The sequence below is a fragment of the Streptomyces sp. NPDC006193 genome (genome assembly GCF_040613915.1).
Lineage (GTDB): Bacteria > Actinomycetota > Actinomycetes > Streptomycetales > Streptomycetaceae > Streptomyces.
In genome coordinates this window covers 1-17,580 of record NZ_JBEXTB010000007.1, presented here as the reverse complement: position 1 = coordinate 17,580, position 17,580 = coordinate 1, and the positions used below count along the sequence as shown (strand labels likewise).

At 74.6% G+C, this 17,580-nt stretch carries 19 protein-coding genes; 7 read left to right on the top strand and 12 right to left on the bottom strand.

All coding sequences use genetic code 11. The features are described 5' to 3' along the window. Positions 1-3 precede the first annotated feature (3 nt). Entirely contained in the window at positions 4-759 is a 756-nt protein-coding gene (locus ABZ261_RS10035) for an FMN-binding protein (RefSeq protein ID WP_356857278.1), read from the top strand. A gap of 55 nt (positions 760-814) precedes the next feature. Beyond that, positions 815-1,555 carry an FAD:protein FMN transferase gene (locus ABZ261_RS10030; RefSeq protein ID WP_356857276.1) on the top strand — a complete coding sequence of 247 codons (741 nt, stop codon included), beginning with the start codon at positions 815-817 and terminating at the stop codon, positions 1,553-1,555. A 464-nt stretch (positions 1,556-2,019) separates the two neighbouring features. Here ABZ261_RS10030 and ABZ261_RS10025 read toward each other — a convergent pair whose 3' ends face one another. Genes ABZ261_RS10025 through argC form a run of 5 tightly spaced genes read right to left on the bottom strand, consistent with a single transcriptional unit; the run spans position 2,020 to position 6,865 of the window. After that, entirely contained in the window at positions 2,020-2,565 is a 546-nt protein-coding gene (locus tag ABZ261_RS10025) for an arginine repressor (protein WP_208031275.1), read from the bottom strand. Between the two features lie 7 nt (positions 2,566-2,572). Continuing rightward, positions 2,573-3,778 carry an acetylornithine transaminase gene (locus tag ABZ261_RS10020; protein ID WP_356857274.1) on the bottom strand — a complete coding sequence of 402 codons (1,206 nt, stop codon included), beginning with the start codon at positions 3,776-3,778 and terminating at the stop codon, positions 2,573-2,575. Then, positions 3,775-4,692 carry an acetylglutamate kinase gene (gene argB / locus ABZ261_RS10015; protein ID WP_356857272.1) on the bottom strand — a complete coding sequence of 306 codons (918 nt, stop codon included), beginning with the start codon at positions 4,690-4,692 and terminating at the stop codon, positions 3,775-3,777. The genes ABZ261_RS10020 and argB overlap by 4 nt, the downstream gene beginning before the upstream one ends. Further along, complete coding sequence (argJ, locus tag ABZ261_RS10010) at positions 4,689-5,840, bottom strand: bifunctional glutamate N-acetyltransferase/amino-acid acetyltransferase ArgJ (protein ID WP_356857270.1); 1,152 nt, start codon at positions 5,838-5,840, stop codon at positions 4,689-4,691. The genes argB and argJ overlap by 4 nt, the downstream gene beginning before the upstream one ends. Beyond that, positions 5,837-6,865, bottom strand: a complete 1,029-nt coding sequence (argC, locus tag ABZ261_RS10005) for an N-acetyl-gamma-glutamyl-phosphate reductase (protein WP_356857268.1) — start codon at positions 6,863-6,865, stop codon at positions 5,837-5,839. Before argC ends, argJ begins: the two co-directional genes overlap by 4 nt. Positions 6,866-7,070: 205 nt before the next feature. Here argC and ABZ261_RS10000 point away from each other — a divergent pair, with 205 nt between their 5' ends. Next, positions 7,071-7,595, top strand: coding sequence for a DUF6314 family protein (locus ABZ261_RS10000; protein ID WP_356857266.1), 525 nt, complete (start codon positions 7,071-7,073; stop codon positions 7,593-7,595). Here ABZ261_RS10000 and ABZ261_RS09995 read toward each other — a convergent pair. From ABZ261_RS09995 to ABZ261_RS09985, 3 genes are read right to left on the bottom strand one after another with little or no spacing between them, the layout of a single operon-like run. Continuing rightward, positions 7,577-8,170, bottom strand: a complete 594-nt coding sequence (locus ABZ261_RS09995) for a histidine phosphatase family protein (protein WP_356857264.1) — start codon at positions 8,168-8,170, stop codon at positions 7,577-7,579. The genes ABZ261_RS10000 and ABZ261_RS09995 overlap by 19 nt on opposite strands. Before the next feature lie 53 nt (positions 8,171-8,223). Beyond that, a complete protein-coding gene (locus ABZ261_RS09990) occupies positions 8,224-8,682 on the bottom strand; it encodes a GNAT family N-acetyltransferase (RefSeq protein ID WP_356857262.1) in 459 nt (152 codons plus the stop codon). Between the two features lie 10 nt (positions 8,683-8,692). Beyond that, the gene (locus ABZ261_RS09985; protein ID WP_356857260.1) at positions 8,693-10,192 is read right to left on the bottom strand and encodes a PLP-dependent aminotransferase family protein; all 1,500 of its coding nucleotides are present in this window, start codon (positions 10,190-10,192) and stop codon (positions 8,693-8,695) included. Here ABZ261_RS09985 and ABZ261_RS09980 point away from each other — a divergent pair. Further along, the gene (locus ABZ261_RS09980) at positions 10,191-11,102 is read left to right on the top strand and encodes a DMT family transporter (protein ID WP_356857258.1); all 912 of its coding nucleotides are present in this window, start codon (positions 10,191-10,193) and stop codon (positions 11,100-11,102) included. The genes ABZ261_RS09985 and ABZ261_RS09980 overlap by 2 nt on opposite strands. A 20-nt stretch (positions 11,103-11,122) precedes the next feature. Then, entirely contained in the window at positions 11,123-11,323 is a 201-nt protein-coding gene (locus ABZ261_RS09975; RefSeq protein ID WP_356857256.1) for a DUF1918 domain-containing protein, read from the top strand. A 1-nt stretch (position 11,324) separates the two neighbouring features. On the opposite strand, the gene ABZ261_RS09970 is transcribed toward ABZ261_RS09975, so the two are convergent. After that, positions 11,325-12,596 carry a family 10 glycosylhydrolase gene (locus ABZ261_RS09970; protein ID WP_356857254.1) on the bottom strand — a complete coding sequence of 424 codons (1,272 nt, stop codon included), beginning with the start codon at positions 12,594-12,596 and terminating at the stop codon, positions 11,325-11,327. Positions 12,597-12,765: 169 nt separating this feature from the next. Between ABZ261_RS09970 and ABZ261_RS09965 the strand changes: the two genes are divergently transcribed. Together ABZ261_RS09965 and ABZ261_RS09960 are read left to right on the top strand one after the other, a co-directional pair. After that, on the top strand, positions 12,766-13,626 hold the full coding sequence (locus ABZ261_RS09965; protein ID WP_356857252.1) for a 3-hydroxybutyryl-CoA dehydrogenase: 861 nt from the start codon (positions 12,766-12,768) through the stop codon (positions 13,624-13,626). 193 nt (positions 13,627-13,819) lie between these two features. After that, entirely contained in the window at positions 13,820-14,080 is a 261-nt protein-coding gene (locus tag ABZ261_RS09960) for a hypothetical protein (protein WP_356857250.1), read from the top strand. Here ABZ261_RS09960 and ABZ261_RS09955 read toward each other — a convergent pair. From ABZ261_RS09955 to ABZ261_RS09945, 3 genes are all read right to left on the bottom strand, one after another. Next, a complete protein-coding gene (locus ABZ261_RS09955) occupies positions 14,077-14,613 on the bottom strand; it encodes an NUDIX hydrolase (RefSeq protein ID WP_356857248.1) in 537 nt (178 codons plus the stop codon). The genes ABZ261_RS09960 and ABZ261_RS09955 overlap by 4 nt on opposite strands. 66 nt (positions 14,614-14,679) lie before the next feature. Next, positions 14,680-16,020, bottom strand: coding sequence for a transcriptional regulator (locus tag ABZ261_RS09950; protein WP_356857246.1), 1,341 nt, complete (start codon positions 16,018-16,020; stop codon positions 14,680-14,682). A 203-nt stretch (positions 16,021-16,223) separates the two neighbouring features. Then, a complete protein-coding gene (locus ABZ261_RS09945) occupies positions 16,224-17,285 on the bottom strand; it encodes a PP2C family protein-serine/threonine phosphatase (RefSeq protein ID WP_356857244.1) in 1,062 nt (353 codons plus the stop codon). Between the last annotated feature and the right edge of the window lie 295 nt (positions 17,286-17,580).

The window sequence follows — 17,580 nt, the reverse complement described above, 5'->3', positions numbered from 1 at the left end:
GCGATGAGGAAGAGCCACCCCGTTCGGCGGGTCGTGCTGGCCACCGCCGCGACGGTGTCCGGTGTCGTGCTGCTGCTGTCGCTGAAGCCGGCGTCGGATCCGGCCGCCGCGTCGGCCGCGGGCGCGGGCGGGCAGCGGTCGGCGGCCCAGGAGGCCCCGCAGGGCGGGGCGCAGGCCCCCGCCGGCTCCGGCACGGTGACCGGTGACGCCGTCCGGACGCAGTACGGGCCGGTGCAGGTGCGGCTGACCGTCAGCGGCGGGAAGATCACCGAGGCGGAGGCGGTCCGGGCGCCCGAGGGCGGCCTCAGCGGCCAGAAGACGCAGCTCGCCGTCCCCCGGCTCAACCAGGAGGCCGTGGCGGCGCAGAGCGCGCGGATCGACGCGGTGTCCGGGGCGACGTACACCAGCGAGGGGTACAGGAAGTCGCTGCAGTCGGCACTGGACCGGATGAAGCCGGCCGCCCCGGGTGCGTCCGGTGCGGCGCCGGCGCGCACGGTCACCGGCAAGGCGGTGCGGACCCCGTACGGGCCGGTGCAGGTGCGGATCACGGTCAGCGGCGGCAAGGTCACCGCGGCGCAGGCGGTCCGGGCGCCCGAGGACGGCCTCAGCGGCCAGAAGACGCGGCTCGCCGTCCCCCGGCTCAACCAGGAGGCCGTGGCGGCGGGCAGCGCGGACATCGACGCCGTCTCCGGCGCCACCTACACCAGCACCGGTTACCGGCAGTCCCTGCAGTCGGCCCTGGACCAGGCCGGTGGCTGACCCGGCGGCCGGGCCGGCCGGGCCTCCCGCCGCGGTGCGTCACGCGGAGGAGGTCATGGGCACCGTCTTCTCGTTCGACGTGCGCGGCGGGGAACCGGCCGCGGTGCGCTCGGCGCTCGCCGCGGCCGTCGCCGGTCTGCACCGGGCGGACGCGCTCTTCAGCACCTACCGGCAGGACAGCGAGGTGTCGCGGCTGGCCCGGGGTGAGCTGAGCCCCGACCGGTGCGCTCCCGAGGTGGCCGAGGTGCTGGAGCTGGCGGCCGAGGCGGAGCGGGTGAGCGAGGGCTGGTTCAGCACCCGGTACCGGGGTGTGCCCGACCCGACCGGGATCGTCAAGGGCTGGGCCGCCGAGCGGGCGGCGCGGACCCTGGCCGCGGTGGACGGGGTGTGCGGGGTCAGCGTCAACGGGGGCGGGGACGTGCAGATGCTCGGTGCGCCGGAGCCGCAGCGGGCCTGGCGGGTCGGGGTCGCCGATCCGCTCCGTCCCGGCGGGCTGGCGGCGGTGATCTCCGCGGCGGGGGCGGAGGAGCTGTCGGTGGCGACGTCCGGGACGGCGGAGCGCGGCGCGCACATCGTGGATCCGCGGACGGGCCGGCCCGCGGTGACGGACCTCGTGGCGGTGACCGTGGTCGGCCCCCGCCTGACCTGGGTGGACTGCTGGGCCACGGCGGCGTTCGCGATGGGGTCGCGGGCGGGACTGGCCTGGCTGGAGTCCCTGCCGGACGTGGAGGCCCTCCTGATCACGGCGGGCGACGAGGTCCGCTGCACGGACGGCCTGGCCACGAGACTGGGCTGAACGGAGCCCCGCCGCTCCCGACGGAGACACGGTGGACCGGCCCCGGGCACGGCTGCGGTGAACGGCCCCGGCGAAGCGGCACGGAACCACGCGCCCAGCCGCACCGAACCCGCAGCGAGAACCCCGGCCGGCTCCCCCGCAGAGCCGGCGCACCGCCCCACCGGCCGACGACCGCCGCGGACCCACGGCAGGCCGCCGCACCCCACTCCCGCGCTGGGCTGAGAGAGACCGCGCGCCAGCGGTACGGGACCCACCGCTTCCACTGGCGGGGCGGCGCACCGCGCAACCACCGCGACCGGACCCCGCCGACCGGACCCCGCAGCCGACCCCCGCGGAAGCCGGCACTCCGCCCGCTCCCCCGCTGCGGCGGCGCACCGCGCGAGCGCCGTACGGCGGGCCGTCCGCGGCCGGTGTGTCGGCAGGGGGCCGCACGCCCGGGCGAGGGGTCGGCGCGCGCCCGTGCCTCAGTGGCCGTTCTGGGCCAGCCGGAGCAGGTGGTCGGCCAGGGCCTGGCCCCCGCTCGGGTCGCGGCTGATGAGCAGCAGCGTGTCGTCGCCGGCGATCGTGCCCAGGATGTCGTGCAGTTCGGCCTGGTCGATGGCGGAGGCCAGGAACTGCGCGGCCCCCGGCGGAGTGCGCAGGACCACGAGGTTCGCCGAGGCCTCGGCGGAGATCAGCAGCTCCTGGGACAGGCGCCGCATCCGCTCCTCCTTCGCCGACTCCCCCAGCGGAGCGCGCGGCGTGCGGAAGCCCCCCTCGCTGGGCACCGCGTAGATGAGGTCGCCGTCGGTGTTGCGGATCTTCACCGCGTTCAGCTCGTCGAGGTCCCGCGACAGCGTCGCCTGCGTGACGCTCAGCCCGTCGTCGGCGAGCAGCTTGGCCAATTGGCTCTGGGAGCGCACCGGCTGCCGGTTGAGGATGTCCACGATCCGGCGGTGCCGCGCGGTGCGGGTCTGCGGCACGGCGGGCCCTGCCCCGGCCGCCTGCTCGTGGTCCTGCGCCTGGCTCATCGTCGTCTCATTCTCCGGGTCGTCCGTCCCCGTTCGCCGGGTCCGCCTGCTCGAGGATGCCGGGCAGCGCCTGGAGCAGGGCGCCCGCCTCGTCGTCGCGGAGGTTCAGCGGCGGCATCAGCCGTACGACGTCGGGGACGGGCGCGTTCACCAGGAACCCGGCCTCCTGGGCCGCCTGCTGCACCTGCGGTGCGCACGGCCCGGTGAGCACGATACCCAGGAGCAGGCCCGCACCCCGGACATGATCGATCAGCGGGTGGTCCAGGGCCTCGATCCCCTCCCGCAGTTGCTCGCCCTGCCGTTTGACGTTCTCCAGCAGGCCCTCGCCGGCGACGGTCTCCAGCACGGCGAGTCCGGCGGCGCAGGCGACGGGGTTGCCGCCGAAGGTGGTCCCGTGGTGGCCGGGGCCGAGCAGTTCGGCGGCGCGGCCGAAGGCGACGGTGGCGCCGAGGGGGAGGCCGCCGCCGAGCTGCTTGGCGAGGGTGACGACGTCCGGCAGGACGCCCTCGTGGGCCTGGTAGGCGAACCAGGTCCCGGTGCGGCCGACACCGGTCTGGACCTCGTCCAGGACGAGCAGGGCGCCGGTGGCGGCGGTGATCGCGCGGGCGGCCTTGAGGTAGCCGGCCGGGGGGACGACCACGCCGTTCTCGCCCTGGACCGGTTCGATGATCACCAGGGCGGTGTCCTCGGTGACGGCGGCGGCCAGTGCCTGGGCGTCGCCGTAGGGGACGTGGGTGACCTCGCCGGGCAGCGGCAGGAACGGTTCCCGCTTCGCGGGCTGGCCGGTGAGCGCGAGGGCGCCCATCGTGCGGCCGTGGAAGCCGCCCGCGGTGGCGACGGCGCGGGTGCGCCCGGTGAGCCGGCCGATCTTGAAGGCGGCCTCGTTGGCCTCGGCGCCGGAGTTGCAGAAGAAGACGCGGCCGTCCCGGCCGAAGAGCTGCAGGAGCCGTTCGGCGAGGGCGACGGTGGGCTCGGCCATGAAGAAGTTGGAGATGTGGCCCAGGGAGGAGATCTGCCGGGTCACGGCCTCGACGATCGCGGGGTGGGCGTGGCCGAGGGCGTTGGTGGCGATGCCGCCGACGAAGTCGAGGTAGGCGCGGCCGTCGGCGTCCCACACCGTCAGGCCCTCGCCCCGCACGAGCGGCAGGCGCGGGGTGCCGTAGTTGTTCATGAGCGCGCCCTGCCACCGCGCGGTCAGCTCCTCGTTGCTCATGACTCCCCCTGTTCGTCCGGCTCGTCGTCGGGCACGACCATGGTGCCGATGCCCTCGTCGGTGAAGATCTCCAGCAGGATGGAGTGCTGGACCCGGCCGTCGATGATGCGCGCGGTGGTGACGCCGTTGCGGACGGCGTGCAGGCAGCCCTCCATCTTCGGCACCATGCCGGAGCTCAGCTCCGGCAGCAGTTTCTCCAGCTGGGAGGCGGTGAGGCGGCTGATCACCTCGTCGGAGTCCGGCCAGTCCTCGTAGAGGCCCTCGACGTCGGTGAGGACCATGAGGGTCTCGGCGCCCAGTGCCGCCGCGAGCGCCGCGGCCGCCGTGTCGGCGTTGACGTTGTAGACGTGCCCGTCGTCCTGGCTGCGGGCGATGGAGGAGACGACCGGGATGCGGCCGTCGGCGAGCAGGGCCTCGATCGCGCCGGTGTCGATCGCGGTGATCTCGCCGACCCGCCCGATGTCGACCGGTTCGCCGTCGATCTCGGGCCGGTGCCGGGTGGCGGTGATGGTGTGCGCGTCCTCGCCGGTCAGTCCCACGGCCAGCGGGCCGTGCCGGTTCAGCAGGCCGACCAGTTCGCGCTGCACCTGCCCCGCGAGCACCATGCGTACGACGTCCATGGCGTCCTCGGTGGTGACGCGCAGGCCCGCCTTGAACTCGCTGACGATGCCGTGCCGGTCGAGGGCGGCGCTGATCTGCGGGCCGCCGCCGTGCACCACGACGGGCTTGAGGCCGGCGTGGTGCAGGAACACGACGTCCTGGGCGAACGCGGCCTTCAGCGCGTCGTCGACCATGGCGTTGCCGCCGAACTTGATCACGACGGTCCTGCCGTTGTGCCGGACCAGCCAGGGCAGCGCCTCGATGAGGATCTGGGCCTTGGGCAGAGCGGTGTGCTTCCGGGTGACGTTGCTCATGAGGAGTACGCGCTGTTCTCGTGGACGTAGTCGGCGGTGAGGTCGTTGGTCCAGATGGTGGCGGTCTCCGAGCCGGCGGCGAGGTCGGCGACGATGTGCACCTCGCGGTAGCGCATGTCGACGAGCTCGCGGTCCTCGCCCACCGAACCGTTCTTGCACACCCAGACGCCGTTGATGGCGACGTTGAGCCGGTCGGGTTCGAAGGCGGCGGAGGTGGTGCCGATGGCGGACAGCACGCGGCCCCAGTTGGGGTCCTCGCCGTGCAGGGCGCACTTGAGGAGGGTGTTGCGGGCGATGGAGCGGCCCACCTCGACGGCGTCCTCCTCGGTCGCGGCGTTGATCACCTCCACCTTGATGTCCTTGCTGGCGCCCTCGGCGTCCCCGACGAGCTGCCGGCCCAGGTCGGCGCAGACGGCCCGGACCGCCTCGGCGAACTCCGCGGGGTCCGGGGTCACTCCGGCGGCGCCGGAGGCGAGCAGCAGCACCGTGTCGTTGGTGGACATGCAGCCGTCGGAGTCGACCCGGTCGAAGGTGACCCTGGTGGCCGCGCGGAGGGCCTCGTCCAGGGTGGCGCTGTCCACGTCGGCGTCGGTGGTCAGGACGGCCAGCATGGTGGCGAGGCCCGGGGCGAGCATGCCCGCGCCCTTGGCCATGCCGCCGACGGTCCAGCCGTTCCCGGTCACCACCGCGGTCTTGTGGACGGTGTCCGTGGTCTTGATGGCGATGGCGGCCTTCTCGCCGCCGTGCTCGGAGAGCTGGGCGGCGGCCTTCTCCACGCCCGGCAGCAGCCTGTCCATCGGGAGGTGCACGCCGATGAGGCCGGTGGAGCACACGGCGATCTCGATGGCGCCCCGGCCGAGGACCTCGGCGGCCTTCTCGGCGGTGGCGTGGGCGTCCTGGAAGCCCTTCGGGCCGGTGCAGGCGTTGGCGCCGCCGGAGTTGAGCACCACGGCGGAGACCTGTCCGGCCTTGAGCACCTGCTCCGACCACAGGACGGGGGCGGCCTTGACGCGGTTGGAGGTGAACACGCCCGCGGCGGCGCGGCGGGGCCCGTCGTTGACCACGAGGGCCAGGTCCGGGGTGCCGTTGTCCTTGATCCCGGCGGCGATGCCCGCCGCCGTGAATCCCTTGGCTGCCGTGACGCTCACGGTGCGACTCCGATCGTGGAAAGCCCCGTGGTCTCGTCGAGCCCCAGGGCGAGGTTCATGCTCTGGACGGCACCGCCCGCGGTGCCCTTGGTCAGGTTGTCGATGGCGCTGATCGCGATGACGCGGCCGGCGGCGGCGTCGTACGCGACCTGCACGTGCACGGCGTTGGAGCCGTGGACGGCGGCCGTGGAGGGCCACCGGCCCTCGGGGAGCAGGTGGACGAAGGGCTCGTCGGCGTACGCCTTCTCGTAGGCGGCGCGTACGGAGTCCGCCGTCACCCCGGCGGCCGCGGGGGCGCTGCACGTGGCGAGGATCCCCCGGGGCATCGGCGCCAGGGTCGGCGTGAAGGAGACGGAGACCCGCTCCCCCGCCACGGCGCTGAGGTTCTGGATCATCTCGGGGGTGTGCCGGTGGCCGCCGCCGACGCCGTACGGCGTCATGGAGCCCATGACCTCGCTGCCGAGCAGGTGCGGCTTGGGCGTTCTGCCCGCGCCGGAGGTGCCGGACGCGGCGACGATCACGGCCTCGGGTCCGGCGAGCCCGGCCGCGTAGGCCGGGAACAGGGCGAGGGAGACGGCGGTGGGGTAGCAGCCGGGCACCGCGATGCGCCTGGACCCCTCGAGCGCGGCGCGGGCGCCCGGCAGTTCGGGGAGGCCGTACGGCCAGGTGCCGGCGTGCGGGGAGCCGTAGAAGGCCTCCCAGTCGGCCGGGTCCTTCAGCCGGAAGTCGGCGCCCATGTCGATCACGAGGACGTCCGGCCCGAGGTGTTCGGCGACGGCGGCGGACTGCCCGTGCGGCAGCGCCAGGAAGACCACGTCGTGCCCGGCGAGGGCCTCCGGGGTGGTCTCGCCGAGCACCCGGCCGGCCAGCGGCAGCAGGTGCGGCTGGAGCGCGCCGAGCCGCTGTCCGGCGTTGGCGTTGCCGGTCAGGGCGCCGATCTCGACCTCGGGGTGTGCGAGGAGCAGCCGCAGGACTTCTCCGCCCGCGTATCCGCTCGCTCCGGCCACCGCCGCGCGTACTGCCATGTCCACCCTCCTCTGGATGGCATGACTATACGTATCGCTGCACGTTTATGCAATGGATCGGGGGGCGCCGTCCGGCGTCGGGGCCGCCGCAGGGACGCGTCAGCGGCGCTCGGAGCGCTCGCCCCGCCGGGCCGCGCCTACAGCGCGGGCCGCCGCGTCCGGGGCCGCGGCGGGCGCGAACGCCCCGGCCCGTAAGCTCGGCGTCATGGATGCGCTGGAGCCGTACGGGGAGCGGGGCCGCCCGGGAGAGGGAGCGGCGGGGCCGGACGGGCGGACCGGACGGAGTGCGGACGGGTACTGGCCGGTGGCCGACGTGCTCGCCCATCTCGCGGGGCGCTGGCGCGTCGAGCGGACCGTGCGGGACCTGGCCGGCGGCGCCGAAGGGCGCTTCACGGGGACGACCGTCTTCCGCGCGCTGCCGGACGGCGGACTGCTGCACGAGGAGTCCGGCACCTTCACCTGGCAGGGTGTGGCGCGGCCGGCCACGCGGACCCTGCGCTTCCTGCCGGGCCCCACGCCGGGGCGGGCGGACGTGCGGTTCGCGGACGGGCGGCCCTTCCACGCACTGGACCTGACCACGGGCCGGTACGTCGCCGAGCACCCCTGCGCGGCCGACCTCTACCGCGGCGAGTTCACCGTCCGGGACGCCGACCGCTGGCGCACGGTGTGGCGGGTCGGCGGACCGGCGAAGCACCTCGTGCTGGTCACCGACTACGTGCGCGAGGGCTGAGCCGGTATGCCGTCGAAGCGCAGGTTCCAGCGGCCCGCGCGGCCCGTGACCGTGGTCGTGGACAGCGGGAGGACGTCGAGGTTCCAGTAGCTGGAGGGCGGCGCGTTCAGGACGTAGAGCAGGGCGGCGCGGATCACGGACGGCTCGGCCACCGCGACGATCCGGCCGCCGTCGTCGGCCGGCCGGGTGTCCAGCCAGCCGCCCACCCGGGAGATGAACGCCAGCAGGGGCTCGCCGCCGTGCGGGCTGGACCGCGGGTCGGCCAGCCACGCGTCCACCGCCGCCGGTTCCCGGGCCATCGCCTCGCCCAGCGTCAGTCCGCGCCAGCGCCCCATGTCGCAGTCGCGGAGCGCCGGTTGCACCAGCGGGGCGTAGCCCAGGGCGGCGCCGGTCGCGCGGCTGCGCGGCGTCGGCGAGCAGTAGCGCAGCTCGGCGGCCGCCAGCGGCAGCAGGGCCCCTACGGCGCGCTCCACCTCGTCCCAGCCGGCCCGGTCCAGCGGCCGGTCGTCCTCGAACCGCTCCGGGAGCAGCGGGCTGCCGCGCGCGGCGGCGACGAACGTCACCCTCAGTGGCATGCGGTGATGGTGGGCCGCCAAGGGGTGCGGGTCAAGAGTGTGTCACCGGGCAGTCATCGGAGGTCTGCGGGCTCCGGCCGGAAAGGGTGCACCATCCACTGCTCGGGGCGGTCCAGCGGCCGGAAGCCGACCCTCTCGTAGACCGCCTGCGCGTCGTGCGTCGCCAACAGCATGCGGCGCAGCCCGAGCGGCCTCAGATGGTCGCGGATCCGGCCGACGAACGCGGTGCCGATGCCCTTGCCGCGCACCGAGCGGTCGACGTACACGTCCGCGAGCCAGGCGAACAGCGCATGGTCGGTGACCACGCGTGCGTACGCCACCTGTTCGCCCGACGTCGTGTCGTACACCCCGAAGTTGATCGAGGACGCCATGGCGCGCTCGTGCTGCGACCGTGGGCGGCCGATCGCCCAGTACGCGTCGGTGGACAGCCAGCCGTGCACGCGGTCGACGTCGACGCGGTGGGTGTCGGCGGAGAACTCGTATCCCTCGGGAAAGTCCGGTTCATCTCTCATGCGGTGATCCTCACAGGGCCCGCCGGCCCGGTGCGAGCGGATTTCCCAGCACCTCGTCGCATACCTCCCGCAGCCGCCGCACCCCCTCGGCGATCTCCCCGGTGCCGGCCACCGCGGCGAAGCTGAGGCGGACGTGGGCGGCGGGCGGCTCGGCGCTGAAGTAGGGCCGGCCGGGGGTGAGGGCGACGCCCGCGCGCAGGGCCGCCTCGGCCAGCGCCGTCTCCCGGTCGAAGACGCCGGAGGCCCGTGAGCCGCGTCGGGCGCCGTCGGGCAGGCGCAGCCACAGGTGGTAGCCGCCGGTCGGGACGTGCGGCAGGGACAGCTCGGGAAGGTGCCGGGCGAGCGCGCTCGTCATGGCCTCCCGGCGGGTCTTCAACTCGCTCGACAGGGCCCGCAGATGGCGGGGCCAGGCCGGGGAGCCGACGAGTTCCAGGGCCGCCTCCTGCAGCGGCCGGGGCACGAAGAAGCTGTCCACGACCTGGATGGCGCGCAGGCGCTCCAGCACCGGTCCGCGCGCGGCGAGGGCGCTGACCCGGAAGCTGGGCGAGGTGGCCTTGGTGAGCGAGCCGACGTGGACGACCACGCCGTCCGGGTCGTCGGCGGCCAGCGGGCGGGGCAGCGGACCGGCGTCGGCGTGCACGAGCCGGCGCACGAAGTCGTCCTCGACGACGAACGCGCCGGCCTCCCGGGCGATGCGCAGCACCTCGGTGCGCCGGTCCGGGGCCAGGACGGCGCCGGTCGGGTTCTGGAACAGCGGCTGGCAGACGAACACCCGGGCGCCGGTGGCGTGGAAGGCGTCCGCGAGCAGGTCGGGGCGGACCCCGTCGGGGTCCACGGGCACGGGGACGGGCCGCAGGCCGGCCGCACGGGCGAGGGCGAGCATGCCGGGGTAGGTGGGCGACTCCACGAGCACGGGGGCGCCGGGCGGGGCGAGCGCGCGCAGGGCGGTCGCCAGCGCGGCCTGGCCTCCCGCGGCGATCAGCACCTCGGCCGCGGTGACGGCCCCGCCGATGCCGCGCGCGAACCACTCGCGCAGTTCGGGCAGCCCCTCCAGCGGCGGTCTGCCCCAGGCGCCGGGCCGCCGTCCGGCCCGGGCGAGGGCCGCGGCCATGGCCCGCTCCGGCTGCAGGGAGGGGTGCAGGTAGCCGCCGTTGAACTCCAGCACCCCGGGTGGCGGCGCGGCCAGCGAGACGGTGACCCCGGAGGCGTCCACGGTGCGCGGGACGAGGTCGGCGGCGCCGTCGGCGCTCAGCGCGACCTCCTGCCAGGAGGTGTCCCCGGCCGTCGTCCGCGCCGGGTGCGGCCGGGCCCGGAAGGCGCCGGCGCCGGGCCGGGTGACCACGAGGCCCTCGGCGGTGAGCTGGGCGAGGGCCCGCGAGACGGTCACCGGACTCACCCGGAAGCGCTCGACCAGCGCCCTGCTCGACGGCAGCTTTCCACCTGGTGAGTAGCGGTCGAGCTCCTGACGCAACTGATCGACCAGTTCGGCCACGCTGCTACGCTGGTGCATGAGAGCACAGAGTAGCGCTACTACCGCGAGTCCGATAGCAGTCACCGCGCCCCGGCCGGGCACGGGCCCCGGCACCGTGCAGGCCGCCCTCGGCGTGACCGCCTTCTCGCTGACCTTCCCGGCCACCGCCTGGGGCCTGGAGAGCTTCGGTCCCTGGTCGCTGGTCGCGGTGCGCGCGGTCCTGGCCGCCGTCGTCGCCGGAGGCTGCCTGCTCGCGCTGCGGGTGCGGCTCCCGGCACGGCGCCATCTCGCGGGGCTGGCCGTGGTGGCCGCCGGAGTGGTGCTGGGGTTCCCGATGCTCACCACGCTCGCCCTGCAGACCTCCACCACCGCGCACGCGGCCGTCGTGGTGGGGCTGCTGCCCCTGACCACCGCCGCGTTCTCGGCCCTGCGCACCGGTGTCCGCCCCTCCCGCCGGTTCTGGCTGGCGGCGGTCACCGGCGCGGCCGCGGTGCTCGCCTTCACCCTCGGCCAGAGCGGCGGCGCGCTGACGGCCGCCGACGCCTGCCTGTTCGGGGCGCTGCTGGTGTGCGCGGCCGGGTACACCGAGGGCGGCCGGCTGGCCCGGGTGATGCCGGGCTGGCAGGTCATCGGCTGGGCGCTGGTGCTGTGCCTGCCGATCGGCGTGCCGGCCGCCGCGGTCGCGCTGGCGTACGAGCCGGTGCACCCGACCGGGCACGGCATCGCCGGTCTGCTGTGGGTGGCGGTGGGTTCGCAGTTCCTCGGCCTGGTCGTGTGGTACCGGGGCATGGCGGCCATCGGCGTCCCACGGGCCAGCCAGTTGCAGTTGGCCCAGCCGCTGCTCACACTGGTGTGGTCGGCGCTGCTGCTGGGCGAGCACTTCACGGCGGCCGCCCCGCTGACCGCCGTCGCTGTGCTCGTGTGCATCGCCGTCACGCAGCGGTCGTGATCGTGAGGAGGGCCTGTCCGATGCGCGCATCGAAGGGCGACCGGCTTGTCCAGCACGGCAGGGTGGTCGGCCAGCACGACCAGATCACCGAAGTCGTCGAAGTGCTGGGCCAGGAGGGCAACCCGCCCTACCGGGTCCGTTTCCCGGACGGACACGAGGCCGTGATGTCTCCCGGCCCCGACTGCGAGGTCCGTCACCCGGAAGACCGTAGGCAGCAGTAGATCAGTGCGGTGGCTTCGCCGGCCGCCGGTAGTGGTCGGCGACCACCCGCGCCATCGCCCCGATCGGATCGGCGGCCACGTCCCCGGCGGCGAAGAACACGTGCCCGCGCACCTGCGGGTGGCCGGCGGCGAGGGTGAGGTGGCGGGACAGTTCGACCGGGTCCTGCCAGGGCTCGGGCTGTCCGGCGGCGCCCGCCTTGTACAGGGCCTCGCCGATGTACAGGCGCGTCCCGGTGCCCTCGGCGACCTGGGCCCACCACGCCACGAGCCGCGCGTAGTCGGCGGCGGCGAAGCCGATGTGCCAGTACAGCTGCGGGACGACGTAGTCGATCCAGCCGTTGCGGACCCAGGCGCGGGTGTCCGCGTACAGGTCGTCGTACGTCTCCACGCCCGCCCGTGTGTCCGAGCCGCGCGGGTCGGTCGAGGCGTTGCGCCAGACCCCGAAGGGGCTGATCCCGAACCGGGTGCCGGGCCGGACCCGCTCGATCCCGGCCGCCGTCTCCCGCACCAGGGCGTCGATGTTGGCGCGCCGCCAGGCGGCCCGGCTCGGGAAGGCGCCGCCGTGGCGGTCGTAGGCGTCGTCGTCGTCGAAGGTCTGGCCGGCGACCGGGTAGGGGTAGAAGTAGTCGTCGAAGTGGACGGCGTCGACCGGGTACCGGGCGACGGCGTCGAGCATGGCCCGCTGCACGAAGGCGCGGACCTCGGGCAGGCCGGGGTTGTAGTAGAGCCGGCCGCCGTAGGGCACCGCCCAGTCGGGGTGCCTGCGGGCCGGGTGGGAGGCGGCGAGCCGGCCGGGGTCGGTGTGGTTCGCGATCCGGTACGGGTTGAACCAGGCGTGCAGTTCCAGGCCCCGGGCGTGCGCCTCGCGCACCGCGGTGCCGAGCGGGTCCCAGCCCGGGTCCCCGCCCTGGACGCCGGTGAGGTACTCCGACCAGGGCTCGTACGGCGACGGCCACAGGGCGTCGGCCGTGGGCCGCACCTGGAGGACGACCGTGTTGAGCCGGTGGCGCACCGCCCGGTCCAGGTGCGCGATCAGCTCCGCGCGCTGCGCGGCCGCGCCGAGGCCGGGCCGGCTGGGCCAGTCCCGGTTGGCCACGGTCGCGATCCAGACCCCGCGCATCTCCGCGCCGGCCCGCGGGACGCGGGAGGAGGCCGGCCCCGCGCTCCGGGCCGGGACCGCAGGCGCCGCAGCCGCCGCGGCCGCCGCTCCCGGCGCCGTGGCCAGCGTGGACAGCGCCGCCGCCGCGAAGGCCCGCCGTGTCATGCGCCCCATCCGCACACCCCCGTACGCTACGGATCCGCTCCGTCACGGATCGTCCCGCCGACCAGGATGCCCCCACCCGGGCGATCGATCATCGATACCTGGCGGTAACGTGCACGATCGGAGCAGGCGCCGAACCAGGAGTCCTGCCACAGCCGCCACAACCAGCGAAGGGAACGATGTGACCGACATCGAGCGCGTCGGAGTCGTGGGCTGCGGCCAGATGGGCGCGGGCATCGCCGAGGTGTGCGCCCGCGCGGGACTGGACGTCAAGGTCGCCGAGACCACCGGCGAAGCCCTGGAGATCGGCCGTACCCGGCTGTTCAACTCCCTGGCCAAGGCCGCGGACCGCGGCAAGATCACCGAGGAGGAGCGGGACGCCACGCAGGCGCGCCTGAGCTTCACCACCGACCTCGGCGAGTTCGCCGACCGGGACCTGGTCATCGAGGCCGTCGTCGAGAACGAGCAGGTGAAGACCGAGATCTTTCAGGTGCTCGACCAGGTGGTGACCCGGGCCGACGCGATCCTGGCCTCCAACACCTCCTCCATCCCGCTGGTGAAGCTGGCGGTCGCCACCTCCCGCCCGGACCACGTCGTCGGCATCCACTTCTTCAACCCGGCCCCGGTGCAGAGCCTGGTCGAGCTGATCCCGGCGCTCACCACCTCCGAGGGCACCCTCAGCCGCGCCCAGGTCTTCGCCGAGAAGGTGCTGGGCAAGCACGCCATCCGCGCCCAGGACCGCTCCGGGTTCGTGGTGAACGCGCTGCTCGTGCCCTACCTGCTGTCCGCGATCCGGATGTTCGAGTCGGGCATCGCGAGCCGCGAGGACATCGACAACGGCATGGAGATGGGCTGCGCCCACCCGATGGGCCCGCTGAAGCTGTCCGACCTGATCGGCCTGGACACCATCGTCTCCATCGCCAACTCGATGTACGCCGAGTACAAGGAGCCGCTGTACGCCGCTCCCCCGCTGCTGCAGCGCATGGTGGAGGCGGGCCGGCTGGGCCGGAAGACCGGCTCCGGCTTCTACACCTACGGCTGATTACACCGAGCGACGCCCACGGGCCCGGCACCGAGTCGAGTGCCGGGCCCGTTCGTTTCACACACCGTGTGCGCGCCGGGCCCGCATATGCCCGCCACACACGCTCCCCATGCGCCCACCAGGCGAGTTGACTCTCCATGTGCATGCAAGGGATGCGGAACCATCCACTTCGACTACAGAGAGGAGCGGACCCGTGACCGTCGATCCGGAGCATCCCGTGGTCCATGGAGAACTCGCAGAGTTACGGCGCCGCCTCGACGTGGCATATGCCCGCGTCGAGGGGGGACTGGCGCTGCTGAGTCACCGTACGGAGGAGACCGCCAAGGAACTGGACGAGCTGAACTCCCGGATGGCCTCGCTGGAACACGCCCGCTGGCCGCTGCCCTCGCTCGCCGCGCTGACCGCGCTCGGCGCGCTCGTGGTGACCGTCTGGCAGGCGCTGGCCGCCCACTAGCCTTCGGCGAGCCTGAGGTGGTGCAGCAGCAGTAACGCGGCCGCCATGTTGGCGGCCGGGACCTCCCCACGGGCGATCAGGTCGGGGACGAGTTTGAGGTGAACCCATTCCCGCCGGTCCGACTCGAAGTCGTCCACGGGGTGTCCGACGTACTCGCCCCGGTCGGACCAGTAGATGTGGTGCCGGGCGTCGGTGAGGCCGTTGGACGGCTCCACGCTCATGAGGTGGTGCAGGGGCCCCGGCCGCCAGCCGGTCTCCTCCTCGAGTTCCCTGGCCGCCGCGCCGGCGATGTCCTCGCCGTCCTCCACGACGCCCGCGGCCAGTTCCCATCCCCAGCTGTCGGTGATGAAGCGGTGCCGCCACAGCAGCAGCACCTCGTTGGCCTCGTTGACCACCGTGGCCACGGCCACGGGGCGCATCCGGATCACGAAGTGGTCGAGGTGCCGGCCGTCCGGCAACGCGACGTCTGCGAGATTGACGCTGAACCAGCGGTTTTCATACACACTTTTTTCGCTCTGTTTCGTCCACTGCACGGTTCTGCCACCTTTCGCCGAGTAAGTGGCAATATCGCAGCAGGGACAGTGCAGCCCACAGTGCGCCTACAGCGGCACGCGCAGGGCTCCGTCGATGAGTTCGGCGGCCTCGGCGGTACCGGCCGAGCCGCAGCGCACCAGGTGTTCGCGCACGGCGCGCAGTCTGTCGCGCAGCCGCTGGGACTCCATCCCGCGCGCCTGCTCGGCCATCTGCACCGCGGTGGCCACGGCCTTGTCCGCGTCGCCCTGGCGCAGTTCGACGGTGCAGAGCATGGCCAGCCGGTGCACCCGCCCCCGGTCGTGGGCGGGGGTGTCCACGGCCGCCGCCGCGTGGTCCCGCGCGGCGGCGAGCTCCCCGAGGCTCAGCAGCGCCTCGGCCACCTGCACGTTGACGAGTCCCGGCTGCACGTACCCGGTCTCGTCGGGCTCGTGCCCCCGCCGGATCCGCTCGGCCGCCGTCTCCGCGCGCCGGATGCACGCCAGCGCGCTGCCGCCGTCGCCGAGATGCGCGTACGCCTTGGCCTGCATCGCGTACAGGTCGGAGGCGAGCGCCGGCGTGAGGTGCCGGCCGGCGGCCCGCAGCGCGGCCTCGGCGAAGGCGACGGCCTGCCGGTACTCCCGCATGTACAGCGACTGGTTGACCAGCAGCACGATGACGTACGCCCCGAGCCCCCGGTCCCCGCTGGCCTTCGCCAGGCGCAGCGCCTGGTGGAAGTAGCGCTGGGCGAGCCCGTGGGCGTCGGAGTCGTACGCGCAGATGCCCGCGATCGCCACCAGGCCGCCCGTCGCCCGGTGCAGTTGGCGCCCCAGGGCGTCCGTGTAGCCGCCCCGCAGCAGCGGCGCCGCCTCCGCGTTGAGGAAGCCCACGATCCGCGCCCGGGTCGCGATGCCGCCGGCCTTGCGGTACATCTGCTCGTAATGGGCGCGGGCCGCGCGCAGCGTCTCGATGTCGGCCGCCGTGACCGGGTGCCGGCCGCCCCGCGAGACGTCGACGTCCTCCGGCGGGTTCTCCCACTCCCACACCGGCATCACGGCCGGCGTGCCGGTGACGGCCGGGGCGCCCAGCACGTGCGGGCGCTGCTGTTCGTCGGAGCGCCACAGGGCGGTGGCCCGCTCCACGAACCCGCCGAGCGACCCGGTGTGCGGGGCGCTCGGCTCGCCGGGCACGCCGAGCCCGATGTCGTCGAGCGTGACGGGCCGGTGCAGCCGCGCCGCCAGCACCTCGCAGATCAGGTCCGGCACCTGCCCCCGGGGCCGCTGGCCCTTCAGCCACCGGGCCACGGCGGTGTGTTCGTACCGCAGCGCGAGACCGCGTCTGCGTCCCGCCTGGTTGACGTGGGCGGCGAGACCGGCGTGCGAGATCCCCGCCTCGTCCAGGATGGCGTCGAGCAGAGTGTTGGGCTGCATGGAGTGCCCCCGAGTCGGCCTGGTGCGCTCAGCGTAGTGGGTCCGCGTTCACACGGGGTGTGAACGAAGTGCGCGCATCCGGAGCGTGCGCGCTCTGTCGCGCGGCGTGGCCGGCCGGTTGACTGAGGCGCCTCGCAAGAGGCCCGGCCGGGTCGCCGGCTCCCCCTCCGACAGCGGCGGCCCGGCCGGCGGCGGCCACGGCGTCAGCCGGGCCGCGCCGGCTGCGGGCGCGAGGCGGCGGGCCGCCCCGCGTCCCGCGCCGCCGGTTCGCGTCCCCGGCCGTCGCGGAGCACCAGGAGGGCGACGTCGTCGGGCGGGGTGCCGCCGGTGTGCTCGGACAGCGCGGCGAAGACCGTGCGCAGGAGCGCCTGGGGAGCGACCGGGTGGTGGCGCACGGCGTCCGCCAGGGCGTCCGGGAGCGAGAAGAACCTCCCCCGGGCGTCCCGCGCGTCCTCCGCGCCGTCCGTGAAGAGCACCAGGGACGCACCGGGCGGCAGCCGGCCGCACTCGTGGGCGGCCAGGTCCGCCGGCAGCGGGAACGGACCCAGCGGCGGCAGCGGATCGGCGCCCGTGAGCGGCTCGACGCTCGCGCCGCTGATCAGGTACGGCCACGGATGGCCGCAGTTGAGGGCGCGCAGCTCGCCGTCCCCGCCGATCTCCAGGAGCAGGACGGTGACGAACTCCTCGGCGACCGGGGCGCCGGGATCGGGGGCGCCGCTCGCGGGATGTTCGAAGCGGGCGCGTTCGCGCAGGTGGCGGGCGAGGGCGCGGTCCAGTCTGCGGAGCACACGGCCCAGGTCGGGCTCGTCGTGGGCGGCCTCGCGGAAGCTGCCGAGGAGGGCGGCGACGGTGCCGAGGGCGGCCAGGCCGTGCCCCCGTACGTCGCCCATCACCACCCGGACCCCGTGCTCGGTGGCGACGGCCTCGTACAGGTCGCCGCCGACGCGCGCACCGCGGTCGGCGGACAGCTGGGCGGCGGCTGCGTCCAGCCCGCCGAGGCGGGGCGGCAGCGGACGGAGGACGACGTTCTGCGCGGCGTCCGCCGCCCGCCGGGCGAGCCGCAGCTCCCGCTGCAGGGCCCGCCGGGCGTGGAACACCAGGCCGGTGCCCACGGCGAAGAAGACGGCGCTGGTGACGATGCGCGCCCCGAGCCCGTCCTGCTGGGCGAGCGGGCAGCCGACCTTGTAGCCGACGGCCGCGGCGCCCCAGAGCATGGGCAGGACGGCTCCCCGCGCGGTGGGCGCCCGTGCCTTGATGCGGATCATGCCTCTGGTCCCCCGTACGGGCCTGACAGAGCAGACGGACCGGCCCCGGAAGGCCGGTCCGATTCTGTCGGCGGCGACGACCCGGACGGGTCGGTTCACCCCCGGGTGCCACTCGAACGAGTGAGCATCCGTCAGCCGGAGTGCATTTATGCGGCCGGCGCGGGCGCGCCCCGCCGCGGGAGAACGGCGCGGCCGGCCGGGCGGCGCCTGCCGGCCGACCCGAAGGGAAGCGCGGTGCAGATCCGGTCCGGCGACGGCGCCGACGCGCGAAGGTGGACGGCGTCCTCCGACGGCA